The organism is Gammaproteobacteria bacterium (assembly GCA_015709695.1).
GTDB lineage: Bacteria > Pseudomonadota > Gammaproteobacteria > Steroidobacterales.
Genome location: CP054183.1, coordinates 1,106,232 through 1,127,186 on the forward strand (window position 1 = coordinate 1,106,232; position 20,955 = coordinate 1,127,186).

Below are 20,955 nucleotides of genomic sequence, written 5' to 3' on the forward strand. Positions count from 1 at the left end.
GCACCGTACCGGGCCCCTCACACGGGCCCGGTCGTTTTCCGGGGCAATCGCGCGGAGCGTGCTACTGGGTCGCGACGATGGGTGGCTGGCCTGCCGCGGCGCGAGCGTCCTGTTCCGCCTGAAGCATGAATTCGCTGCCGATCCTCGCCGCGGTGCTGCGCAGGCGCGGGACGAAGCGCTCGATGCCCTCGGCCTCGGGAACCGCCGTGCAGGCGAAACGAATGGTCAGTGCCGCCAGCAGACGATCCGCTGCCATCACCGGGACCGACAGGCTGATCTCGTCGGATACTCGCCGCGCGCGCCGATTCGAGGCAAAGCCGCGCCGACGCACTTCCACCAGGGCCTCGTGGATCTTCTTGCGGTTGCGCGCGGGCTTGTCCTCCTCGTGCCGCGACTTGGCCAGCATGTCGAGGATAGCCTCGCACTGCTGCTCGGGGCAGAAAGCCAGGTAGGCAACGCCCGATGCCGAGGCGAGGATCGGCACGCGGAAGCCGGGGCCGCGTTTCTCGATGGCCAGCGGGCTGCGGTGATCGGTGGTCTGGCGCATGAGCATGCTGGTGCCCGACAGCGTGGCCACGGCTATCGGCCAGACGAACTCGTTGCAGAGGTCGTAGATGTAGGGTCGTGCGATCTGCGTGACCCAGGCCTCGTCGTCGAAGCCGTCGCTGAGCCCCCTGACCATGATGGTCAGGCGGTAGCGCTCGTCGCTGGCGGCGCGATAGGCATAGCCGGCAATGCAGAGAGTCTCGAGGATGCGGTATGTGGTGGTTCGCGGCAGGTCGATGGCTGCGGCGACTTCGGAAACCGTGGCGCCGTTCTGCAGGTTGAGCACCTGCAGGACTTCGAGGCCCCGCTGCAGGGCGCGAATTGGTCGGGTGGATGTCATTGTGTTGGTATCGAAATCAGTCTGACAGGTGGACAATTATAGAGGGCGCGCCTGCCATTGCCAGCGGCCTGGTCCCGGACAATCTGCTAGATTCGGGCGCGCAGGCCAGTCCAGCAACGACCGGTACCTGATAAGTATTTGAATAAAGTGGTTACAAGACAATGAAATACAAGAAATTAGGACGCAGCGGCCTGCAGGTTTCCGAACTCTGCCTGGGGACCATGACCTTCGGCGAAGAAATGGGCATCGGGGCCGCGGAAACCGAATGCCGGGCGATCTTCGACGCCTTCCTGTCTGCCGGCGGCAATTTCATCGATACCGCCAATGTCTACAACCGCGGGACCAGCGAACGCATGCTTGGCCGGTTCATCGGCACCGAGCGTGATCGGCTGGTCATCGCCACCAAGTTCAGCCTCAACACCCGTACCGATGATCCCAATGCAGGCGGTAACCACCGCAAGAATCTGGCGCAGGCACTGGAAGCCAGCCTGCGTCGCCTGGGCACCGGATACGTGGACCTCTTCTGGGTACACGGCTGGGACGCCAGCACCAGGCTGGATGAACTGATGCGTGCCCTCGACGACCAGGTGCGCGCGGGCAAGGTGCTGCATATCGGGGTGTCCAATGCCCCGGCCTGGGTGGTGGCGAGTGCCAATACGCTCGCGGCGGAGCGCGGCTGGACGCCGTTCACCGCGGTGCAACTGCACTACAACCTCGTCGAGCGCAGCATCGAGCGGGAATTCTTCCAGCTGGCGGCGGCCCAGGACATGGCCATCACGCCCTGGAGTCCGCTGGCTGGCGGATTGCTGACCGGGAAGTTCGATGCCGCAGCGCCGGCTTCGGGACGCGAGGGCGCACGCCTGGGGCAGGGCCCACGTGCCGCCCGCGTCCTCAACGACCGCAGCCGGGCGGTGGCCGAGGCGCTGTCCACCATGGCGGTGGAGACCGGCTGTCGTCCTGCACAGCTGGCGCTGGCCTGGCTCTGCCAGCGCAGCACCGTCACCGTGGTGCCGATCATCGGGGCGCGCAGTCTGCGTCAGTTCGAGGAGAACATCGGCAGCCTGGGGCTGCAGCTCACCGCTGCACAGCTCGCCCGCATCGATGGCCTGTCGGCGCCGGTACCCGAGTACCCGCAAGCCCTCCTGGGGAGCGAGTTTTTCCAGCGCCTCATGCACGGCGAGGTCGTGGACCGCATGCAGCCGGGGCGCATTTCCTGACGGTCCGGCCATGCCGGCGCAGGCGGCTGCTCGCTGCCGGCATTCCGGGGTGCGATTACCGAAACCGTAACACCGGCACCCGTATCAGAACATGACGGTGGTGGCCTTGGTTTTCAGGTAGGGGTCCAGGCCCTCGCGACCGAATTCGCGGCCCCAGCCCGACTGGCGATTGCCGCCGAAGGGAATGGCAGGGTCTACTGCCGCGTGGCAGTTGATGCTGACCTGGCCGGAGTCGATCAGGTTGACCATCCGGTGGGCGACCGAGATGTCGCGGGTCCAGACGCTGCCGGAGAGCCCGTAGATGGTCTTGTTCGCCTCCGCGGCGACAGCCTTCAGGTCGCTGTCGTTGAAGGACTGTACGCAGAGCACCGGTCCGAAGATCTCCTCGCGGGCGATCTTCATGTCCATGCTGGTGTGCGCGAACACCGTGGGACGCACGAAGAAACCCTTGCCGGCCGGCGCGTCACCGCCGCAGACCAGTTCGGCACCGGAGTTGCGTCCGTCGCCGATGTAGCCCATGACGCGCTGCCGCTGCTCGGCCGAAATCAGCGGCCCGAGGTCGGATTCGGGTGACAGGCCGGGTCCAAGCCGAAATGCTCCCGCGAGCTTCGCAATGCCTTCAACAACCGGCTCGAACACGTCGTCATGGACGAACAGGCGCGTGCTCGCCATGCAGTTCTGGCCCTGCAGGAAGAATGCGCCGCGCGCGGCGCCGGGAATCACCCTCGTCAGGTCGGCATCGGGGAACACCACGAAGGGTGACTTGCCCCCGAGTTCCAGGGTGACCCGCTTGAGGTTGCCGGCAGCTGCCAGCAGGATCTTCCGGCCCACCTCGGTGGAGCCGGTGAAGGCGATCTTGTCGACGCCATCATGTGCCGCGAGGGCGGCGCCGGCATCATGGCCATATCCCGGGACGATGTTCACGACGCCGGCCGGGATGCCCACCTTGGCGATGATGTCGCCGAGCAGCAGCGCCGTCATCGGCGTGAGCTCCGCGGGCTTCAGCACCACGGTGCAGCCGGCCGCAAGCGCCGGGGCCAGCTTCAGGACCGCCATGATCAGCGGTGAGTTCCACGGCACGATGGCACCTACCACGCCGATGGGTTCGCGGCGCGTGTAGGTCAGCGACTCGCCATTGGCAACGTCGTGCGGCTGCACGGGGATCGTCTCGCCGAGGATCTTGGTGCACCAGCCGCCGTAGTAGCGCAGGAAATCGCAGCCGAACTTGGCGATGGAGTAGTGGGCAATGGGCCGGGGCATGCCATTGTCGAGGACCTCGAGTTCCACCGCCAGGTCGAGATGCGCCTCCAGTTCGTCGGCAAGGCGGAACAGCAGGCGCGAGCGCTGGTGCGAGCCGATGCGTGACCACTCTCCCTCGAAAGCGGTGCGGGCGGCGGCGACGGCGCGGTCGATGTCGCGCGGCCCACCCCGGGCGACCGTGGCGATCCGCGCCTCGGAGGCGGGATCGAACACTTCGATGCTGCCGGGTTCGGCCGGATCCACCCATCGGCCGCCGATGAAGAGCTGGTGGCGGCGGGCGAGGAAATCTCGGGCAGCCTGTGACGGGGTGATGCTGCGGGGCGCGGCGCTCATGTGCAGGTCCTTTGCTGGCGTCGATGCGAAAAAGCTGGCCGGTGAGCATAATTGGCCGGTCATCGGCGAATCAAGGCAAGCCATGCCAGCCATCCTCGTGACCGGTGCCAGCCGCGGCCTGGGACTGGAGTTCACGCGGCAGTATGCCGCGGCAGGCTGGCGTGTCTGGGCCTGCAGCCGGGCTACGGCGCCCGAACTCGAGGCCCTGGCGGCGGCTTCGCCGACGGTGACCCTGGCGAGGCTGGACGTGACCCGGCACGCGGAGATCGACCGACTTGCGGCAACGCTGGAAGGCGAGGCCATCGACGTGCTCCTGAACAATGCGGGCGTCATGGGCGGGCGTGATTTCGCCGCGGGTGCCGGAGCAGACCAGGCTTTCGGGCAGTCCGACTTCGCCGCCTGGGAACTGGCCTGGCGCACCAACGTGGTGGGACCGATGAAAATGGCCGAGGCGTTCGTTGCGCACGTCGCCCGCAGCAGCCAGCGGAAGATCATCACCCTGAGCAGCATGGTGGGCAGCAACACGCTCAATACCAGCGGCGGGCTGTACGGCTACCGGGCCAGCAAGGCGGCGGTGACCGCGGTCATGAAATCCATGGCCATCGACCTGCTTCCCCGGGGGATACTCGCGGCGGCAGTCCATCCGGGCTGGGTCCGCACCGGCATGGGTGGCCCCGGGGCGCCACTGGATGTGGCGACGGCCGTTGCCGGTGTGCGCCGGGTCATCGACGGGCTGACGGCAGCCCAGGCGGGACAACTGCTCGCCTGGGATGGCGCGATCCTGCCCTTTTGAGGATGGTGTCGCTGCGTCCAGGCCGCCTGGCCCTGCGATGGTGGATCGCCATCCTGCTGTGCCTGATCACCACCATCAATTATCTCGACCGGCAGGCACTGGCGGTGGCCGGCCCCGTGCTCATCGACGAGTTCCGGCTGAGCAACACCGAGTTCGGGCTGATCAACTCGGCTTTCCTGCTGGCCTACGCCCTGGGCCACCTGGCCTGCGGCCCGTTGATCGACCGGGCCGGCACCCGGCGGGCATTCTTCATCGCGGTACTCGCGTGGAGCATCGTCGGCATGGCCCATGCGGGTGGCGGCGGCTTCCTCGGCTTGCTCGGCCTGCGGGCACTGCTGGGGCTCACCGAGGCCGCGAACTTCCCGGCCGCGGTCAAGGCGGTTGCCGAGTGGTTCCCGCGTGCCGAGAGGTCGCTCGCCGTGGGCATCGTCACCGTCGGGCCCGGGCTTGGCGCCGTCATCGCTCCGCCGCTGCTGGGCGGCCTGGTCGCCGTGGCAGGCTGGCAGGCGGCATTCCTGGTGCCCGGGGCCGTTGGCCTGGCCTGGCTGTGGGTCTGGCAGCGCTGGTACTGGTTGCCGGAGGATCATCCGCGATTGCACCCCGACGAACGGGCGCTGATCCTCGCGCAGCGTGAGGAGGCTGCTGGCGGCGCAGGCAGCCAGTCCTGGCGCGATCTGGCCGGGTATCTGCGCCACCGCGAAGTCTGGGGCCTGGTGCTCAGCCGTTTCGCGAACGACGGCGGATTCTATTTCTTCATTGCCTGGCTGCCGACCTACCTGGCGCAGGCCCGCGGCTTCGATATCCGCGAAATCGCTGCCTTCGCCTGGCTGCCATTCCTCGCCGCCGACGCCGGCAGCCTCGCGGGGGGCTGGGCCAGCCGTCGCCTGATATCGGCCGGCATGTCGGTGGACCGCGCGCGCAAGCGGCTGATCTGGGCCGGTGCGCTGGTGGTGCCACTGACATTGCCGGCGGTCAGCGTCGACTCCGCGGCGCTGGCGCTGGGACTCATCGCCGTGGCCATGTTCGCCATCCAGTTCAAGGCCGCCAATTTGTTCGCGCTGCCGATCGACCTGTTTGCTTCGACGCGCGCGGGCAGCGTCTGGGGCCTGTTCGGGGCGGTGGGCAGCTTCGGCGGCATGGCGTTCGTCACGGCCGCCGGCTGGATCAGCGAACACATGGCCTATGCGCCGGTGTTCTGGGCGGTCGGCCTGACGCAGCTGCTCTCGGCGCTGTTCATCAGTTGGTTGGTGCCGCAGATTCGCAGGATCGACGAGCCGGCGGACGGGGCAGGCCCGGCGGGCGGCGCGATCGATTCTGGTACGATACCGGCCCTCGATTCACCGCGACGGGGAGAATGACCATGACGATCAAAGTCGGCGACCGCATGCCCGAAGGCAGCTTCGGCATCATGACCAAGGATGGCCCGGGAAGCCTGTCCTCCGCGGATCTCTTCAAGGGCAAGACCGTCGTGCTGTTCGCCGTGCCCGGCGCCTTCACGCCGACCTGCTCGATGAACCACCTGCCGGGCTACGTGAAGCACGCAGCGGAGATCCGCGCGAAGGGCGTGGACACTATCGCCTGCATGGCAGTCAACGATGCCTTCGTCATGGATGCCTGGGGACGCGACCGGCAGGTCGGCGACAAGGTGCTGATGCTGGCCGATGGCAATGGCACCTACACCAGGGCGCTGGGCCTGGAACTCGACGTCTCCGGCCTTGGCCTCGGCATGCGCAGTCAGCGCTTCGCCATCGTCGTCAAGGACGGCATCGTCAGGCAGTTGCACGTCGAGGCGCCGCGCGAGTTCAAGGTCAGCGCCGCCGAGCATGTGCTGAAAAGCCTCTGAGGACGCGGCGGCCGCCTGCGGCGGCCAGCATGCACGGGCCGCCAGCCGCTGGCGGCCCGCCCAGGCCAGCGGAGAGCCCATGGAAGAATCACTCGTCCACACCCTGCCCATCAGCTACGCGCTGGTGAAGTACCTGCACGTGCTGCTGTTCGTCTACTGGCTCGGCGCCGATGCCGGCGTGTTCTATTCCAGCACCTTCGTCGTCAACGAGAAGTTGTCGAAGGAAGCCCGACTGACGGCCTTCAAGATCTTCGTCAACCTGGACATGCTGCCGCGCTACTGCCTGGCGCTGATGCTGACGGTGGGCGGGGTGCTGGCCGAGTTCGTCGGTTACCGGCATCCGCTATGGCAGATGATCGGCATCGTCGCCCTGGGTCCGATCTGGGTATGGGTCGTTCACATGGTGCACGCGAAGGAGGGCACAACGTTTGGCCAGCATCTGGCCAGGGGTGACTACTACTTCCGCGGCGTCATGATCGTCGGGCTCGTCGTGTCGGTCGTCTATCACTGGGTCACGGGCCCGCTGCAGCCGTTTCCCTGGATCGCCGCCAAACTGCTGGTCTTCGCCTTCCTGATCTTCTGCGGTTTCATGATCCGCAAGAAACTGCCGCCGTTCATCGAGGGTTTCCGCATGATGGCCGGCCAGGGCGCCACACCGGCCAGCAACCAGAAGATGCTCGACGGCCTGATGGCCTGCCGGCCCTACGTCTGGGCGATCTGGGTGGGGGTTGCCCTGTCGGCATTCATCGGCGTCTGGAAGCCCGGCGCCGGCGGCTGAGCCGGTCAGCCGACGGGCTGGCCACGGGTCATCCACCAGGCACAGGCGCTCAGCGTGGCCGAGGCGGCGATCATCCAGGCCACGGGGGCGAACGAGCCGTCGTAGAGCTGGCCGGCGATGATGCTGAAGCTGCCGCTGGTGACCAGCGCCAGGGAACTCGACAGACCCGATGCGGTGCCGGCAATGTCCGGCCGGTGGTTCACCGTGCCCGCGGTGGAAAGCGGTGTGGTGATACCCGCGGTCAACATCAATCCGGCCAGCGGCAGCATCAGCCCGGCCAGTGACACGCCCAGGGCCGAAGCGGCGAGCGCCAGCGCGATGCCGGCGGCAGCGGCGCCGAGGGCGGCCCAGCGCAACGCCTTCGACACGCTGATGCCCGAGCTGAGCCGCGCGCCCATGGTTGCCCCGGCGATGTAGACCAGGCCCATGCTGCTCCAGATCAGGCCGAATTGCTGCTGGCCCAGGCCCAGATGCTCCTGGAAGACGATGGCGCCGACAGCGAGGAAGGCGAAGAAGCAGCCCTGGGTGAACGCATACATCAGCGTGTAGCCCATGAAGACACGGGAGCCCAGCAGCTCCCGGTAGCTGACCAGCCAGCTGGTGGTCTGGCGTCTGGTCGTGGCGCCCGTGCCCCGTGTCTCGGGCAGGTGCATGCCGAGCGCGATGGTGACGACGAATCCCAGCACTGCGCTGGCCCCGAAAACCGATGTAGGGCCTGCCGATGCACCCAGCAGGCCGCCCACAGCCGGCCCGACCACCGGCGCGACACCCATGGCCGCTCCGATCCAGGCCAGTGCCCGCACCGCACCCAGGGCGTCGTGGGTGTCGCGCACGATGGCGCGGGAGCCGACGGTACCGACGCTGGCACCGAGGGCCTGCAGGATGCGCATGAGGACCAGTGCCGGATAAGTCGGGCTGAACAGGCAGCCGAGGCTTGCCAGGGTGAACAGCGCGAAGCCGGCCAGCATCACCGGCCGGCGTCCGATGCGGTCGGACAGCGCGCCGGCCAGCGGCTGGCCGACCCCGAGACCGAACAAATAGGCGGCGATCAGGTATTGCGCCTCGCCGTTGTCGATGCCGAAGGCGGCAGCCATGGCCGCCAGTGTCGGCACCACGACGATCATGCCGAATGGCGAGAGCGAACTCGCCAGGCTGAGCAGGACCAGCGAGGGCCGTGCTGCCTCGGCGTCGGGCAATTCAGGCCAGCCGCTTTGCCAGCGCGGGAATGACTTCGAACAGGTCGCCCACCAGGCCGATGTCGGCGACCTGGAAGATGGCTGCCTCGGGATCCTTGTTGACGGCGACGATCAGGCCGGCGTCCTTGATGCCCGTCAGGTGCTGGATGGCACCGGATATGCCGAATGCCATGTACAGCTCCGGTGCGATGATCTTGCCCGTCTGGCCGACCTGCATGTCATTGGGTACGTAGCCGGCATCGACCGCTGCGCGCGAGGCACCGACGGCGGCGCCGACTTTCGCGGCGAGATCATAGAGCAGGGCGAAGTTGGCCTCGCTGCCGACACCGCGGCCGCCGGAGATCACCACGCGGGCGGTCTGCAGGTCCGGGCGGTCGCCACCGCCGCCCGCGCGCAGTTCCACGAAGCGCGTGTGCCCTGGCAGTGTTGTCGCCGCTTCCGCTGTCTCCACCGGCGCCGGCCCGCCGGGCCCCGCCGGCTTGAACGAGGCGGCACGCACGGTGGCCACCACCGGCACGCCATCTGCCACTTCCACCGTGATGAGCGCGTTGCCCGCGTAGACCGGCCGCTTGAAGCGGCGTGGTCCCTCGACGCTCATCAGGTCGCTGACCTGGTCGACGCCAAGCAGTCCGGCGATGCGCGGCATGAGGTCCTTGCCAAAGGTGGTGGAGGGTCCGAGCACGTGGCTGTAGCCGGCTGCGAGTGCCGCCACCTGCGGCGCCAGCACCGCGGCCAGCGGCGCGGCGTTCTCGGCCCTCTGCAGGGTGCGCACCCGGGCCACGCCCTGCAATGCCGCGGCCTGCGCCGCCGGTGCGGCGCAATCGCTGCCGAGCACCACGACGTCGGCGCCCGCCGCATCGATCTGCAGCGCACAGCTGATGCAACGGGCCGTGCTCTGGTTGAGGCTGCCCCCCGAATGTTCGGCGACGACGAGTACCTTGGCCATCTTGGTCCAGTCCTGGTTGGAAGTTCGGCGTGAAGGGGAGGTCAGTTGAAGAAGCCCTTGTCGCGAAGGCTGGCCAGCAAGCCGTCGACATCGCTGACCATGGTGCCCTTCTGGCGCGGCTGCGGCGCTTCCCATGCCACGGTCCGCAGGTGGCTGGCTGCCTCGATACCCAGCGCGGCCAGCGTCAGCGTCTCCAGCGGTTTCTTCTTCGCCTTCATGATGTCCGGCAGCTTCACGTAGCGGGGCTCGTTGAGGCGCAGGTCCGTGGTCACCACCGCCGGCAGGTCGACGTCGATGACCTCCAGGCCGGCATCGACTTCGCGGGTCACGCTGGCGGTGGTTCCCGTCACCTCCAGCCTGGAGGCGAAGGTGGCCTGCGGCCGGTCCCAGAGGGCAGCCAGCATCTGGCCGGTCTGGTTGCAGTCATCGTCGATGGCCTGCTTGCCGAGCAGCACCAGGCCCGGCTGCTCGCGCTCCACGAGCCGCAGGAAAGCGCGTGCCGCGGTCAGCGGCAGGATCTCCCCGGCATGCTCCACGAGGATGGCGCGGTCGGCTCCCATGGCGAGCCCGGTACGCAACTGCTGCTGGCAGTCCGCCGGGCCGATGGTGACCACCAGCACTTCCGCTGCTGCACCGCGCTCGCGCAGGCGCAGTGCTTCCTCGAGGGCGATCTCGTCGAAGGGGTTGATGCTCATCTTGACCCCCTCGGTGACCACACCTGAATTGTCCGCTTTCAGGCGCACGCGGACGTTGTAGTCAACGACCCGCTTGAGGCATACCATGATCTTCTGCAAGTTCGGGACTCCGCTGTGGGGCTGGCGGCGCCAGCCCTGGCCGCCGTCCGGCGGTCGGTACTTACCGGTCCGGTCGGCGGCAGCAAGGCCGGTATTTTCGTCTGGCCCGTGCGGCGGTTACAAGCACCCGTGGCGGAAGGAGGCTGCCATGCCTGCTGAGCACACATCGGCCATGCTGTTGTCGGCGGCGCAGCTGGCCGCGCCGGCCGATGATCGCGTCATCGTCGATTGCCGCTTCGATCTCGCCCGGCCGGAGGCCGGCGAGCAGGCCTGGCGGGCCGGCCATATTCCGGGAGCCTGGTACGCGCACATGGATCGCGACCTTGCCGGGCCGGTCACGCCGGCCAGCGGCAGGCATCCGCTGCCGGCACCCGCGGCACTGGCTGCGTTGTTTTCCCGCTGGGGCGTAGGCAGCACGACCCTGGTCGTGGCCTACGACGATGCCGGCGGCGCCATTGCCGCGCGCCTCTGGTGGCTGCTGCGCTGGATGGGGCACCGGCGGGCCGCACTGCTCGACGGCGGCCTCGGCGCCTGGCTGGCGCAGGGCTTGCCGCTGTCGACCACCGCACCGCAGCCTGGGCCGGGCCGGTTTGCCGGGACACCCGGGCAGATGCCGACATGCGACGCCCGGGAGATCACCGCCGGGTTGCGTGACCGGTCCCTCGCCTTGCTGGACGCCCGCGCGCCGTCACGCTATCTGGGCCGCGATGAGGCCCTCGATCCGGTGGCTGGCCACGTTCCCGGCGCGCTGAATGCACCCTACCAGCACAACCTGGGTGCGGACGGCCGGTTTCTCGATCCCGCCGGCCTGCGGACGGCCCTGTCAGGCCCGGCACAGGCGGCGCGGCAAGTCGCCGCCATGTGCGGTTCAGGGGTGACGGCCTGCCACCTCATCTTCGCGCTGGAGCGGGCGGGTCTCGGCACTGCCAGCCTGTATCCCGGCTCCTGGAGCGAGTGGATCCGTGATCCGGCCCGGCCGGTAGCGACGGCGGCGGATGGCGGGCCGGGCTGACATGCGGCTGCACCGACAGGCGCTGGCATGGCTGGTCCTGCCGCTGTTGTCGGCCTGTGCCGGCGGCGGAGGCGAGGAGCAACCGGCGCGGCCTTTCGTCCGCGCCGGCGAATTCGGCCAGGCCGACTGCTTCCTCAGGCGCACGGTCATGGACTTCGAGGTGCTGGACGACCGCAACCTGATCGTGTTCGCGCCGAGCCGCTCCGATCCGTACCATATGCAGGTCAGCCCGCCATCGTCCGGCCTGCGTCACGCGACGGTGCTCGCCTTCGAGGCCAGCAGCGCGCGCATCTGCGGCTACGCCGGCGAAGCGCTGCTGGTGGAGCAGCCTGGCGGCGGCCTCCAGAGGCTGTCGGTGATCGGCGTGTACCGGCTCGACGAACCAGCCCTGGCTGGCCTCGAAGCGCGTTTCGGCAAGGCGGCGGTGCCGGCGAAGCCGGTACCGCAACCGGCCGCCGGCGCGGAAATCGAGCGGGACCTGGCGGGTGAGCAGCGCCACTGACCGCGGGCATCATGGAAAGACATCAAGGCGAGGAATGAAAACGATGAGCAGCATCCTGCAGCGTGACCACCGTTCGGTACGGGGCACGATCCGCTACACCAGCAACAAGCCCGACCGGCTCGGCCAGGAGCGGGGGCGCGAGTATTTCATGATCGATACCCACAGCGATGGCCGCCGCAGCTGCATCGCCCACTGCGAGATCGACGACCGGCCCAGCGTCATGCGTGACATCACCTACAGCCTCGACGCGGACTGGTACCCGACGGACTGCTTCGTGCGGCTGTCGGTCGACGACCGCTTCATGGGCACGGGATGGTTCCGTTTCGGTGCCGACTACGCCGAATGCGAGACCTTCACGGCGATCGAGGGGCGCGTGACCCAGCGGATGGAAACCAGCGGGCGGCTGCGTACCTTCCAGAACCACGCCATCCAGTGCGACGCCTGGCACCTGCGCCTGTACGACCGCAAGCGCCGGGGCGTGCAGATGGTGGATGAAATCCTGCTCTCCTCCCCGGATCATCGGGGCGCCACCGGCCCCTTGCTGTTCCGCGCCGGGCTGTGCATCGATTTCGTCGGCGAAGAGAGCATCGAGGTGGCAGCAGGCCGGTTCGATGCGCTGCATTTCCGCTTCGTCTCGGCGCCCGGCCTGCCGGTGGAGCATCCACCCTATGACATCTGGTGCACCGCGGACGGCGACTTCGTCTTCCTCAAGGGCGTCATCGGCGGCTACATGCAGACCTGCTACGAGCTCACCGAGCTCGTGCACAGCAAGGATTGAGGACGGGTGGCAGCCATGAGCGTCGACTTCCGTATCAAGCCGAGTGATTCGCTGCAGGGCGTGCGCTACGAGATCCGCGGTCGCCTGGCCCGGCGCGCACACGAAATGCAGCGGCGCGGCTACGAGGTCATTGCCCTGAACATCGGCAACCCGGGGCCGTTCGGCTTCCGCACGCCGGAGACCATGCGCCTGGCGATGATCGAGAACCTGCAGGCCAGCGAGGGCTATTGCCATCAACAGGGCATCTTCCCGGCACGCGAAGCGGTGGTCATGCAGCAGCAGGCCCGCGGCGTGGCAGGCGTGACCGCCGACCATGTGTTCATGGGCAACGGGGTCAGCGAGCTGATCGACCTCACCCTGCGCGCGCTGCTCGATCCGGGTGACGAGGTGCTGGTGCCGAGCCCTGACTATCCGCTGTGGACGGCGAGCGTCACCCTCAATCGGGGACGCGCGGTGCACTATCCCTGTCCCCCGGAGCAGGGTTTCCAGCCCGACCTGGATGCCATGGCCCGCCTGGTGACGGCACGGACCCGGGCGCTGGTGCTGATCAATCCCAACAACCCGACCGGAGCGGTCTACTCGCGGGCCACGCTGGAAGCCATCGCCCGGCTGGCCGAGAAGCACAAGCTCATCGTCTTCAGCGACGAGATCTATGACCAGATGACCTATGACGATGCCGCGTTCATCCCCATGGCGACCATCGTCAAGGACACGCTCTGCGCCACGTTCAGCGGCCTGTCGAAGATCTACCGGGCCTGCGGCTACCGCGTCGGCTGGGTGTCGTTCAGCGGGCCGACGGAAGCGGCGCAGGCCTACCTGCAGGGCCTGGACCTGCTGGCCTCGCTGCGCCTGTGCAGCAACGTCCCGGGGCAATGGGCCGTGCAAACGGCGCTCGGCGGCTTCCAGAGCATCCGCGAGCTGGTGCGGCCGGGCGGACGCCTGTTCGAATCGCGGCAGGCCCTCATCGACGGCGTGGCCGCGAGCCGCTACCTGACCATGGTGAAGCCGGAGGGCGCGATGTACGCCTTCATCGGTGTCGACCGGCGTGCCATCCCGCATTTCGACGACCAGGAGTTCGCCCTGGAGCTGCTGGAGCAGAAGCACGTGCTGGTCGCGCCCGGCACCAGCTTCAACACGCCGTACAATAACCACTTCAGGGTGACGAACCTGCCCGATGCCGCGACCCTTGCCGAGGTCTTCCGGCGCATGGAGGAAGTGCTGGATGGTTATGCCGCCAGGCGCCCGGCTGCGGTGGTGAAAACGATCGGCTGATGCCGCTGCGCTCCACATGAGGGAAGTCTTCGCGGTCCTTGCCACAGGCGGCACTGTGGTGACGGCGAACGACCGCCTGGCCCGCAGCATCACGCTCGCCTGGAATCGCCGCGAGCACAGCGCGGGCCGTCTCGCCTGGCGTACGCCGGCCGTGCTCAGCTGGCGCGCGTTCATCGAGGCGCTGTGTGCCCGCTCGCTGGCCAGCGGAGGCCGTGCCGGCGGGCGTGTGCTGCTTGCCGAGCACCAGGCCCGGCTGCTCTGGCAACGCATCGTCGCCGCCGGTGATGGCGACGTCCTGCCCGGTGCGGCGGCGCCGCTGGCCGAGCTGGCCGCCCAGGCCTGGCGCCTGGCGCAGGACTGGCGTATCGGCGAAGCGGAGATGCAGGCAACCGCGGACAGCGAGGCCTCCCGTGCCTTCGCCGGATGGGCAGCTGACTACCGGCAGCATTGCGAAGCGTCGGGCTGGACCGATTCAGCGTCGGTCTGCGCACTGCTGCAGGCTGACCTGCGGGCAGGCGCCATCGATGTGCCCCGGCAATTGCATCTCGCCGGATTCGCCGACCGCACACCGTTGCAGGAGGACCTGCTTCGCAGCCTGGTGGCCAGCGGCTGTACCGTCAGCGAGGAGGTGGCGCATCCGCATGGTGCGCGCGACGTCCGCAAGCTGCGCTGCCGGGATGCTCAGGCCGAGGCTGGACAGGCCGCGCGCTGGGCCCGTGCCTTGCGTGAGCGGGATACCGATGCGGCCATCGGCATCGTCGTGCCGGACCTCGCACAGCGTATCGGCACCGTGCGCCGCGCCGTCCTCGACGTGCTGGCGCCGGAGTGGCGCCTGGACATCGACCGCCCGCTGCCCGTCAATTTTTCCTATGGCCAGCCGCTGGCGAGCGTGGGCCTGGTGCGCATTGCCCTGGCGGCCCTGCGCGCCTCCACGGACCAGATCGACATCCAGCTCGCCGGTCTGCTCCTCGCCAGCCGGTACCTGCCGGGGTACGGAGAGGAAGCCAGTGGCAGGGTGCGTGTCGACCTGGTGCTGCGCCGGCGTGCCGGCGCGACCCTGTCCATCCCGGAGCTGGCGGAGGCGTGCACGGGTGAGGCACCGGGAATCGCCGCGCGCTTCGTGGCAGTCGCCAGCCTGGCCGCGCAGGGGCCACGACGCCAGCCGCCGAGCGGCTGGGCTGCATCCTTCCGCATCGTGCTCGAGACGCTTGGCTGGCCAGGCGATCGAGCATTGTCCAGCGACGAGCACCAGGCCGCGAACGCGTGGCAGGAGGCGCTGGACCGCCTGCGCAGCTGCGATGTGATCCTGGGTGCGGTGGACAGGGAAACAGCGCTTGGCCTCGTTTCGGGCCTCGCCCAGGCGCAGCTGTTCCAGCCGGCCGGTGATCCGGCCGCCGTTCAGGTTCTCGGCCTGATGGAAGCAGTGGGCCAGCGATTCGACGCGCTCTGGGTTTGCGGCATGACCAGCCAGGCCTGGCCGCCGGCCGTGCGCAGCAACCCGCTGCTCTCGTTGCGCTTGCAGCGCGAGCGGCGGTTGCCGGACAGCTCCCCGGCGCTGGCTCGCGAACGTGCCGAGCGGTTGTTGCGCTGGCTGGAAACCGGCGCCGGCAGGGTGGTCTTCAGCTCACCCGAGTTCGCCGGCGACGAACCGCTGGCGCCGAGTCCATTGCTCGAGCGCATCCCCGGGTCCGCGGACGATCTGCCGGCATGGCCCGAGCCGCTGTGGATCGACCGCATGCTGGCAACGGGGCAGCTGGAGCAGCTCGCTCCGGATCCGCCGCCACCGGTGAGTCCTGGCGCGCGCCTGCGCGGCGGGGCAGCGCTGCTGGAGCAGGAGGCGCGCTGCCCGGCGCGGGCATTCGTCCAGTTCCGCCTGGGTGCCCGTGAAATGCCGCTGCCCACGGCCGGGCTCGATGCCGCCATGCGTGGCAAGATCACCCACGGGATACTGGAAGCATTTTTTCGCGAGACGGACAGCCATGCAGCGTTGCGGGCTCTCGACCCGGACGCTCAGCGGCATCGACTCGATGTCGCAGCCAACGCGGCGCTGGCGAAGTTCAAGGCATCGACGGATCCCTTGCTGCGGCGGATTGCCGACCGGGAACACGAGCGCCAGCTGCGCCTGGTGGGTGAGTTCCTGCGCCTGGAGCGGGAGCGTAGCGGATTCCGGGTGCGTGCCATCGAGAGCCCGCTGGCTGCAGGGAAGGGGTTGCCCTCGGTAGCCAGGCTGCAGCTCAGGCTGCAGGTGGATCGCATCGACGAAATGCCGGATGGTCGCCTGCTGGTGATCGATTACAAGACCTCAAGGCAGCTGCCGCCGGCAGCCGGATGGCGGGGCTTTCGCCCGCGAGCGCCGCAGCTGCCGCTGTATGCAACCCTGGCCGATGCCGACGGAATCGCCTTCGTGCAGCTCGCCGCAGGCAACGTCAGCTGGCGAGGCCTGGTGGACGTCGATTGGGCCGGTGCTGGCCTCAAATCAGTTGGCGACCTGAAAAAGGAAGGAATCAGTACCTGGAGCGCCCTGCGGGAGCAGTGGAGTCAGGCACTCGAGTCGCTCGCGAAGGAATTCCTTGCCGGCTGCTTCGACCTGGGGAGCCAGCCGGGCGATGCGGTACGTGGCGAGTGGGTCATGGCCATCCGGCCGCAGGATGCCGGGATGACGGATGGGGAAGCGCCGTGAACGGGATGCAGCCCCCTGACCAGCCAGAGCGCGAGGCGGCACTCGATACGTCGCGATCCTTCATCGTGCAGGCACCCGCTGGCTCCGGCAAGACGGAGCTGCTGATCCAGCGCTACCTGCGGCTGCTGGCGACGGTGGTGGAGCCGGAAGAAGTGCTGGCGGTGACCTTCACGCACAAGGCCGCGGGCGAGATGCGGGGCCGCGTGATCAAGGCGCTGGTCGAGGCGCAGGAGCAGCGTCCACCCGAGGCAGCGCATCTGCGACGCGCCTACGACCTCGCCCGCGAGGTACTCGGCGACGAGCAGCGGCAGCGCTGGCAGCTGCATCGGCATCCGGCACGGTTGCGCATCACCACCATCGATGCCGTGAACGCCTCGATCGCCTACCGCAACCCGATCGCCGCCGGAGCCAACGCCCTGCAGGGCATTGCGCCGGCACCCGAGCGTCTCTACGAGGAAGCGGCGTTGGCCACCCTCGGACTCATGGCCGATGACGATGACGCGGGCACCGAAGTCGCCTTGCTGATGAGGCACCTCGACAACGATGCGGCGCGATTCCAGCGCTTGATGGTGACCATGTTGCCGAAGCGGGACCAATGGCTCCGGCACGCAGCCGGTTCCCGGCCCGGGCGCGACGCCATCGAGGCGCCGCTGCGCCGCCTGACGCAGGTCGGCATCGAGTGTGTCGCGTCGGCACTGCCTGCGGATGCCGCTGCGGAGCTGCTCGCCTTGCTGCCGTTCGCAGCCGATTTCCTGGGCGGGAATCGCAAGGTGCATCATCTGGCACCGTGGACCGGGCGCAGCACCTGGCCGGCAGCCACCGCGGAGGAATGGCCCGCGTGGCGGGCGCTCGCCGATGCCCTGCTCACGGCGGACGAGGGTACCTGGCGCCAGAAGATCGACAAGAACTGCGGCTTTCCCGCGCGGACCCCGGAGAAGGCGCGCATGAAAGCCCTGCTGGAGAAACTCGCCGGACGGGAAGACCTGCGTCTCGCCCTGATCGCGGTTCGCGGGCTGCCTGGAGCAGGCTACACGGACGAGCAGTGGGAGATGCTGCGCTCCCTGTTGGCGGTGCTGCGGCTGGCCGCGGCGCAATTGCGCCTGGTGCAGGCGGCGCACGGCATCACCGATTTCGCCGGGGTCGCAGCGGCCGCGCTGGATGCCCTCGGTGCGGAGGATGCACCTTCGGACCTGGCCCTGCTGCTCGACCATCGGCTGCAGCACATCCTGGTCGACGAGTTCCAGGATACCTCGCTTGCCCAGTTCACGCTGCTGGCGCGGCTGACGGCCGGCTGGACGCCTGGTGATGGCCGCAGCCTGTTTGTCGTCGGCGACCCGATGCAGTCCATCTATGGTTTCCGCGAGGCGGACGTCAGGCTGTTTGCGCAGCTGCGGGACCACGGGATTGGCGACCTGCGCCCCGCGTTCCTGCAGCTCCGGGCCAATTTCCGCTCGACGCCTGCGCTGGTCGACTGGTGCAATGGGGTGTTTGCCAGGACATTCGCTGGCGCGGACGACACGCTGGTGGGCGCGGTCCGCTTCGCTCCGAGCCTGCCCACGTCCGGAGGCGCTGCGCCGGGTGGTTCCGGCAAGCTGGCTGCCTCCTGGCACTGGCGGCCTGCCGGCGACCAGGATGCCGAGCCCGCCCTGGTGCTCGACCTCGTGGCCACGGCACGGCGCGAGGATCCGGCGCAGCGCATCTGCATCCTGGTTCGCAGCCGCGCCCATGCGGGGCCGATCATCGCCGCGCTGCGGGCCGCAGGCGTGGGATTCGTCGCCCCGGAGATCGAGTTGCTGGAGCGCTCCGGTGTCTGCCTCGACCTGCTGGCACTGACCCGTGCGCTCAGCTATCGCGCCGACCGGCTGGCATGGATCGGTGTGCTGCGCGCACCATTTTGCGGGCTGTCCCTGGCCGATCTCGAGTGCCTGCTCGGCGACGATCACCAGGCGGCCGTCGTGGACCTGCTGCACGACCCGGTGCGCCGCGAGCGACTCAGCCCAGCCGGCGCCGCGGCGGTGGCCAGGCTATGCGGCGTGCTCGAGCGCACCGAGGCCGTGCGCGAGCGCCGCACCCTGCGCGACCGCGTCGAGGCCGCCTGGCTGATGCTGGGTGGCCCGGCGACCATCCCGGAAGCAAGCCAGCTGGAATCCGCGATGACCTTCCTCGATCTGCTCGAGGAGGGCACAGCAGGTGATGGCGGCCTGGATCACGCGTGGCTGGCCGCCCGGATGAAGGCGCACAAGGGTTCGCTCGGCAGCGGCGACAGCGGACTGCAGGTCATGACGATCCACAAGGCAAAGGGGCTGGAATTCGACACGGTCATCCTGCCGGGACTGGGCAAGCCGGCACCCAGCGAGGATCCGCCGCTGCTGCTCTGGCAGGACGTGCCGATGGCCGATGGCAGCATGGTGCCGCTGCTGGCGCCCATTCCGGCGACCGGCGCCGATCGTGATCCGGTCTATGCCTATGTCATGCAGCTGCGTGAGCGCAAGCGCGAGCTGGAAGCGGATCGCCTGCTCTACGTGGCCTGCACTCGGGCGCGACGCCGCCTGCATCTCGTGGCACAGCTTGAGCTGGCTCGAGGCGACGGCCATGCCGAGGTGCGCCGGCCGTCGGCCAGGTCACTGCTGGCGCGGCTCTGGTCCGCGGTGTCAGCCGAGGCCTCGGCCGCGGTGAGGGCCTCGACATGGGAACCGGCGGCTGCATCGCCCGGGCCGCCGCCGCGCGTGCAGCCGGTCATCAGCCGACTGCCGGCGACATGGCAGGTACCTCCGCCTCCAGCCGCATTGTCTCTGCCCACGGACGGGCCGGATCCCGGGGCAGCGGCACCCGTGGTGTACGAATGGGCCGGATTTCTCGCCATGCACGTGGGCACGGTCGTGCACCGCTGGCTGCAGATCATGGCGGATGAAGGGCTGGAACGCTGCACGGCCGAGTGGCTCCGCGAACGGCAGCCGCTGGTCCGCCGCATGTTGTCGAACCTGGGTGTCCCACCCCGTGAACTCGATGCAGCAGCCCGCCGCGTTACCGAGGCTCTGGAGCGGACGCTGCGTGACGAGCGCGGCCGCTGGCTCCTCTCCGGGCAGCACGGCGATGCCGCAAGCGAACTGGCCGTGACAGTCTGCGAAGGTGGCCGCTTCCGCAACCTGGTGGTGGATCGCAGCTTCCGCGACGCCGATGGCACGCGCTGGGTGGTCGACTACAAGACCAGCCGGCACGAGGGAGGCGACATCGAGGCCTTCATCCTCGAGGAAGTCGCACGCTACCGCGGGCAGTTGCAGGGATACCGCGAGGCGATGCAGGCGCTGACCGGAGATCCGGTACGGACCGCGCTGTACTTTCCGCTGCTCGGCGTCTTCCGTGAAGTCGCGGCCGATCCCGAAGACACGGGCTAGAAGCTGCCCGACATGCCGATGTCGGTGCTGCCATCCGGGCCCCTGGGACCAAGGGTGGCGAGCGCATTGACCAGCTGTGCGGGCGCATCGGGCCGTGCCTTGATGCGGGCATCGAGCTGGTAGTTCCCCGGTGGCGTCATGACCAGCCGGCCGGTTACCTGCAGTGGGCCGCCAGCGTCCTGGAGCATGGCCTCGATCTGGCCATCCTCGGGCACCGGGTCGGCGGTGACGCTGGCGTTGAAGCTGGTGGTGGGTACACCAGGCAGCGGCGGGCTGCCGGGCGCACGCAATGGCACATCGGTGAGCGCGACGGTGCCGACGACCCGTGTGGGCCATCGGTCCCGCAGCTCGATGCTGGTGAAATCGAGGCGCAGCTGGCCGGCGAGACCCTGCAGCGACGGCACGAGGCCGCGAAGGCTTGCTGCGGGTCCCTCGTAGCTGCAGCGGCTGCAGGCAAACCGGCCGCCCGCCCCGAGATCGACTCTGCCCCGGGCCTGGCCGGCGCCGAGCCGGGCGTCGATATCCAGGCGAACCCGCCCTGTCAGAAGCGCCAGCGGGGACAGATCCCAGCTGAGCGGGCCCAGCCGCAGCGGCCCCGCGACGGCGTTGGTCACGGACCCCCGCCACAGGGTGCCCGACAAGTCGGTGAACTGTACGGCAGGGGGAGCCAGCCAGCGCACGGCCACCCGCGCCGGCACGCCTGCCAGCAGGAACACGAGGAACGCCAGTCCCCCGGCGATGACCAGCCAGTGTCGATGTGCCAGCTTCATCAATGAGCCGGCCGGGCCAGCTGGATGTTGGCGGTGACGCGGCCGGGTTCCTGCCCGGGATCCGCAGTGGCGGCCACCACGCCCACGGCGTGTTCGGCCTGCAGGCGGGCCAGCCAGGTGATGAGCTCATCGAATGGCGCATCCTCGAAGCGCAGACGGATGCCGGTGTTGCCTTCGGGCTCGTTGCGCTTGAGATAGGCTGCGAGACCCGCTGCGCGCGTACTGCGGTCCACCAGCAGCACCAGTGAATCCTCGCCTGGACGTGCCGCAGCCTGCTGGCCGGCGCCGGGCTGGGGGCCGAAGCGGGCTGCGACCCGCTCGATGTCCGCCAGTACGGCGCGCTGTTCCTCGAGGTCCTCGCGTGCCTGCCTTTGGCTGACCAGCAGCGGCCGGATGCCGAGCGCGTACAGCAGCGCGAACAGGCCCAGGGCGGCCGCGGCGAAGACCAACATGCGTTCACGGGGCGCGAGGCTGGCGAAGCGTTCAGCGGGGGTCATCGA

The 20,955-nt window shown here is 68.8% G+C and carries 18 protein-coding genes; 11 read left to right on the forward strand and 7 right to left on the reverse strand.

Features of this window, described 5'->3' with window-relative positions:
• Positions 1–61 precede the first annotated feature (61 nt).
• Positions 62–886, reverse strand: coding sequence for a helix-turn-helix domain-containing protein (locus HRU81_05160; protein QOJ31536.1), 825 nt, complete (start codon positions 884–886; stop codon positions 62–64).
• Between the two features lie 161 nt (positions 887–1,047).
• On the opposite strand from HRU81_05160, the gene HRU81_05165 reads away from it, so the two are divergent.
• On the forward strand, positions 1,048–2,103 hold the full coding sequence (locus HRU81_05165) for an aldo/keto reductase (GenBank protein ID QOJ31537.1): 1,056 nt from the start codon (positions 1,048–1,050) through the stop codon (positions 2,101–2,103).
• An 84-nt stretch (positions 2,104–2,187) separates the two neighbouring features.
• Here the strand turns inward: HRU81_05165 and HRU81_05170 are convergent, their stop codons facing one another.
• Complete coding sequence (locus tag HRU81_05170; protein ID QOJ31538.1) at positions 2,188–3,696, reverse strand: aldehyde dehydrogenase family protein; 1,509 nt, start codon at positions 3,694–3,696, stop codon at positions 2,188–2,190.
• 82 nt (positions 3,697–3,778) lie between these two features.
• Between HRU81_05170 and HRU81_05175 the strand changes: the two genes are divergently transcribed.
• The 4 genes from HRU81_05175 to HRU81_05190 all read left to right on the forward strand — a co-directional run bounded on the left by HRU81_05175 (position 3,779) and on the right by HRU81_05190 (position 7,110).
• On the forward strand, positions 3,779–4,489 hold the full coding sequence (locus HRU81_05175; GenBank protein QOJ31539.1) for an SDR family oxidoreductase: 711 nt from the start codon (positions 3,779–3,781) through the stop codon (positions 4,487–4,489).
• Positions 4,490–4,494: 5 nt separating this feature from the next.
• On the forward strand, positions 4,495–5,847 hold the full coding sequence (locus HRU81_05180; protein QOJ31540.1) for an MFS transporter: 1,353 nt from the start codon (positions 4,495–4,497) through the stop codon (positions 5,845–5,847).
• Positions 5,848–5,849: 2 nt separating this feature from the next.
• Positions 5,850–6,332, forward strand: a complete 483-nt coding sequence (locus tag HRU81_05185) for a peroxiredoxin (protein QOJ31541.1) — start codon at positions 5,850–5,852, stop codon at positions 6,330–6,332.
• A 79-nt stretch (positions 6,333–6,411) separates the two neighbouring features.
• A complete protein-coding gene (locus tag HRU81_05190; GenBank protein ID QOJ31542.1) occupies positions 6,412–7,110 on the forward strand; it encodes a hypothetical protein in 699 nt (232 codons plus the stop codon).
• Between the two features lie 5 nt (positions 7,111–7,115).
• Here the strand turns inward: HRU81_05190 and HRU81_05195 are convergent, their stop codons facing one another.
• Genes HRU81_05195 through HRU81_05205 form a run of 3 tightly spaced genes read right to left on the reverse strand, consistent with a single transcriptional unit; the run spans position 7,116 to position 10,034 of the window.
• On the reverse strand, positions 7,116–8,306 hold the full coding sequence (locus tag HRU81_05195; GenBank protein QOJ31543.1) for a multidrug effflux MFS transporter: 1,191 nt from the start codon (positions 8,304–8,306) through the stop codon (positions 7,116–7,118).
• Position 8,307: 1 nt separating this feature from the next.
• Complete coding sequence (locus tag HRU81_05200) at positions 8,308–9,252, reverse strand: electron transfer flavoprotein subunit alpha/FixB family protein (protein QOJ31544.1); 945 nt, start codon at positions 9,250–9,252, stop codon at positions 8,308–8,310.
• Between the two features lie 41 nt (positions 9,253–9,293).
• A complete protein-coding gene (locus tag HRU81_05205; protein ID QOJ33292.1) occupies positions 9,294–10,034 on the reverse strand; it encodes an electron transfer flavoprotein subunit beta/FixA family protein in 741 nt (246 codons plus the stop codon).
• Positions 10,035–10,194: 160 nt separating this feature from the next.
• Here HRU81_05205 and HRU81_05210 point away from each other — a divergent pair, with 160 nt between their 5' ends.
• The 6 genes from HRU81_05210 to HRU81_05235 are packed head-to-tail and all read left to right on the forward strand — an operon-like array spanning position 10,195 to position 19,685.
• Positions 10,195–11,058: a sulfurtransferase gene (locus HRU81_05210; GenBank protein QOJ31545.1), complete on the forward strand. Its 864-nt coding sequence runs from the start codon at positions 10,195–10,197 to the stop codon at positions 11,056–11,058.
• A gap of 1 nt (position 11,059) precedes the next feature.
• Positions 11,060–11,560, forward strand: coding sequence for a hypothetical protein (locus HRU81_05215; GenBank protein QOJ31546.1), 501 nt, complete (start codon positions 11,060–11,062; stop codon positions 11,558–11,560).
• Between the two features lie 43 nt (positions 11,561–11,603).
• A complete protein-coding gene (locus HRU81_05220; protein QOJ31547.1) occupies positions 11,604–12,338 on the forward strand; it encodes a hypothetical protein in 735 nt (244 codons plus the stop codon).
• Between the two features lie 15 nt (positions 12,339–12,353).
• Positions 12,354–13,610, forward strand: coding sequence for an aminotransferase class I/II-fold pyridoxal phosphate-dependent enzyme (locus HRU81_05225; GenBank protein ID QOJ31548.1), 1,257 nt, complete (start codon positions 12,354–12,356; stop codon positions 13,608–13,610).
• A 58-nt stretch (positions 13,611–13,668) separates the two neighbouring features.
• The gene (locus HRU81_05230; GenBank protein ID QOJ31549.1) at positions 13,669–16,290 is read left to right on the forward strand and encodes a PD-(D/E)XK nuclease family protein; all 2,622 of its coding nucleotides are present in this window, start codon (positions 13,669–13,671) and stop codon (positions 16,288–16,290) included.
• Positions 16,287–19,685, forward strand: a complete 3,399-nt coding sequence (locus tag HRU81_05235; GenBank protein QOJ31550.1) for a UvrD-helicase domain-containing protein — start codon at positions 16,287–16,289, stop codon at positions 19,683–19,685. The genes HRU81_05230 and HRU81_05235 overlap by 4 nt, the downstream gene beginning before the upstream one ends.
• On the opposite strand, the gene HRU81_05240 is transcribed toward HRU81_05235, so the two are convergent.
• Entirely contained in the window at positions 19,682–20,455 is a 774-nt protein-coding gene (locus tag HRU81_05240; GenBank protein QOJ31551.1) for a type II secretion system protein N, read from the reverse strand. The genes HRU81_05235 and HRU81_05240 overlap by 4 nt on opposite strands.
• Positions 20,455–20,952 (reverse strand): type II secretion system protein M, encoded by a 498-nt coding sequence (locus HRU81_05245; protein ID QOJ31552.1) that lies wholly within the window; start codon positions 20,950–20,952, stop codon positions 20,455–20,457. The genes HRU81_05240 and HRU81_05245 overlap by 1 nt, the downstream gene beginning before the upstream one ends.
• Between the last annotated feature and the right edge of the window lie 3 nt (positions 20,953–20,955).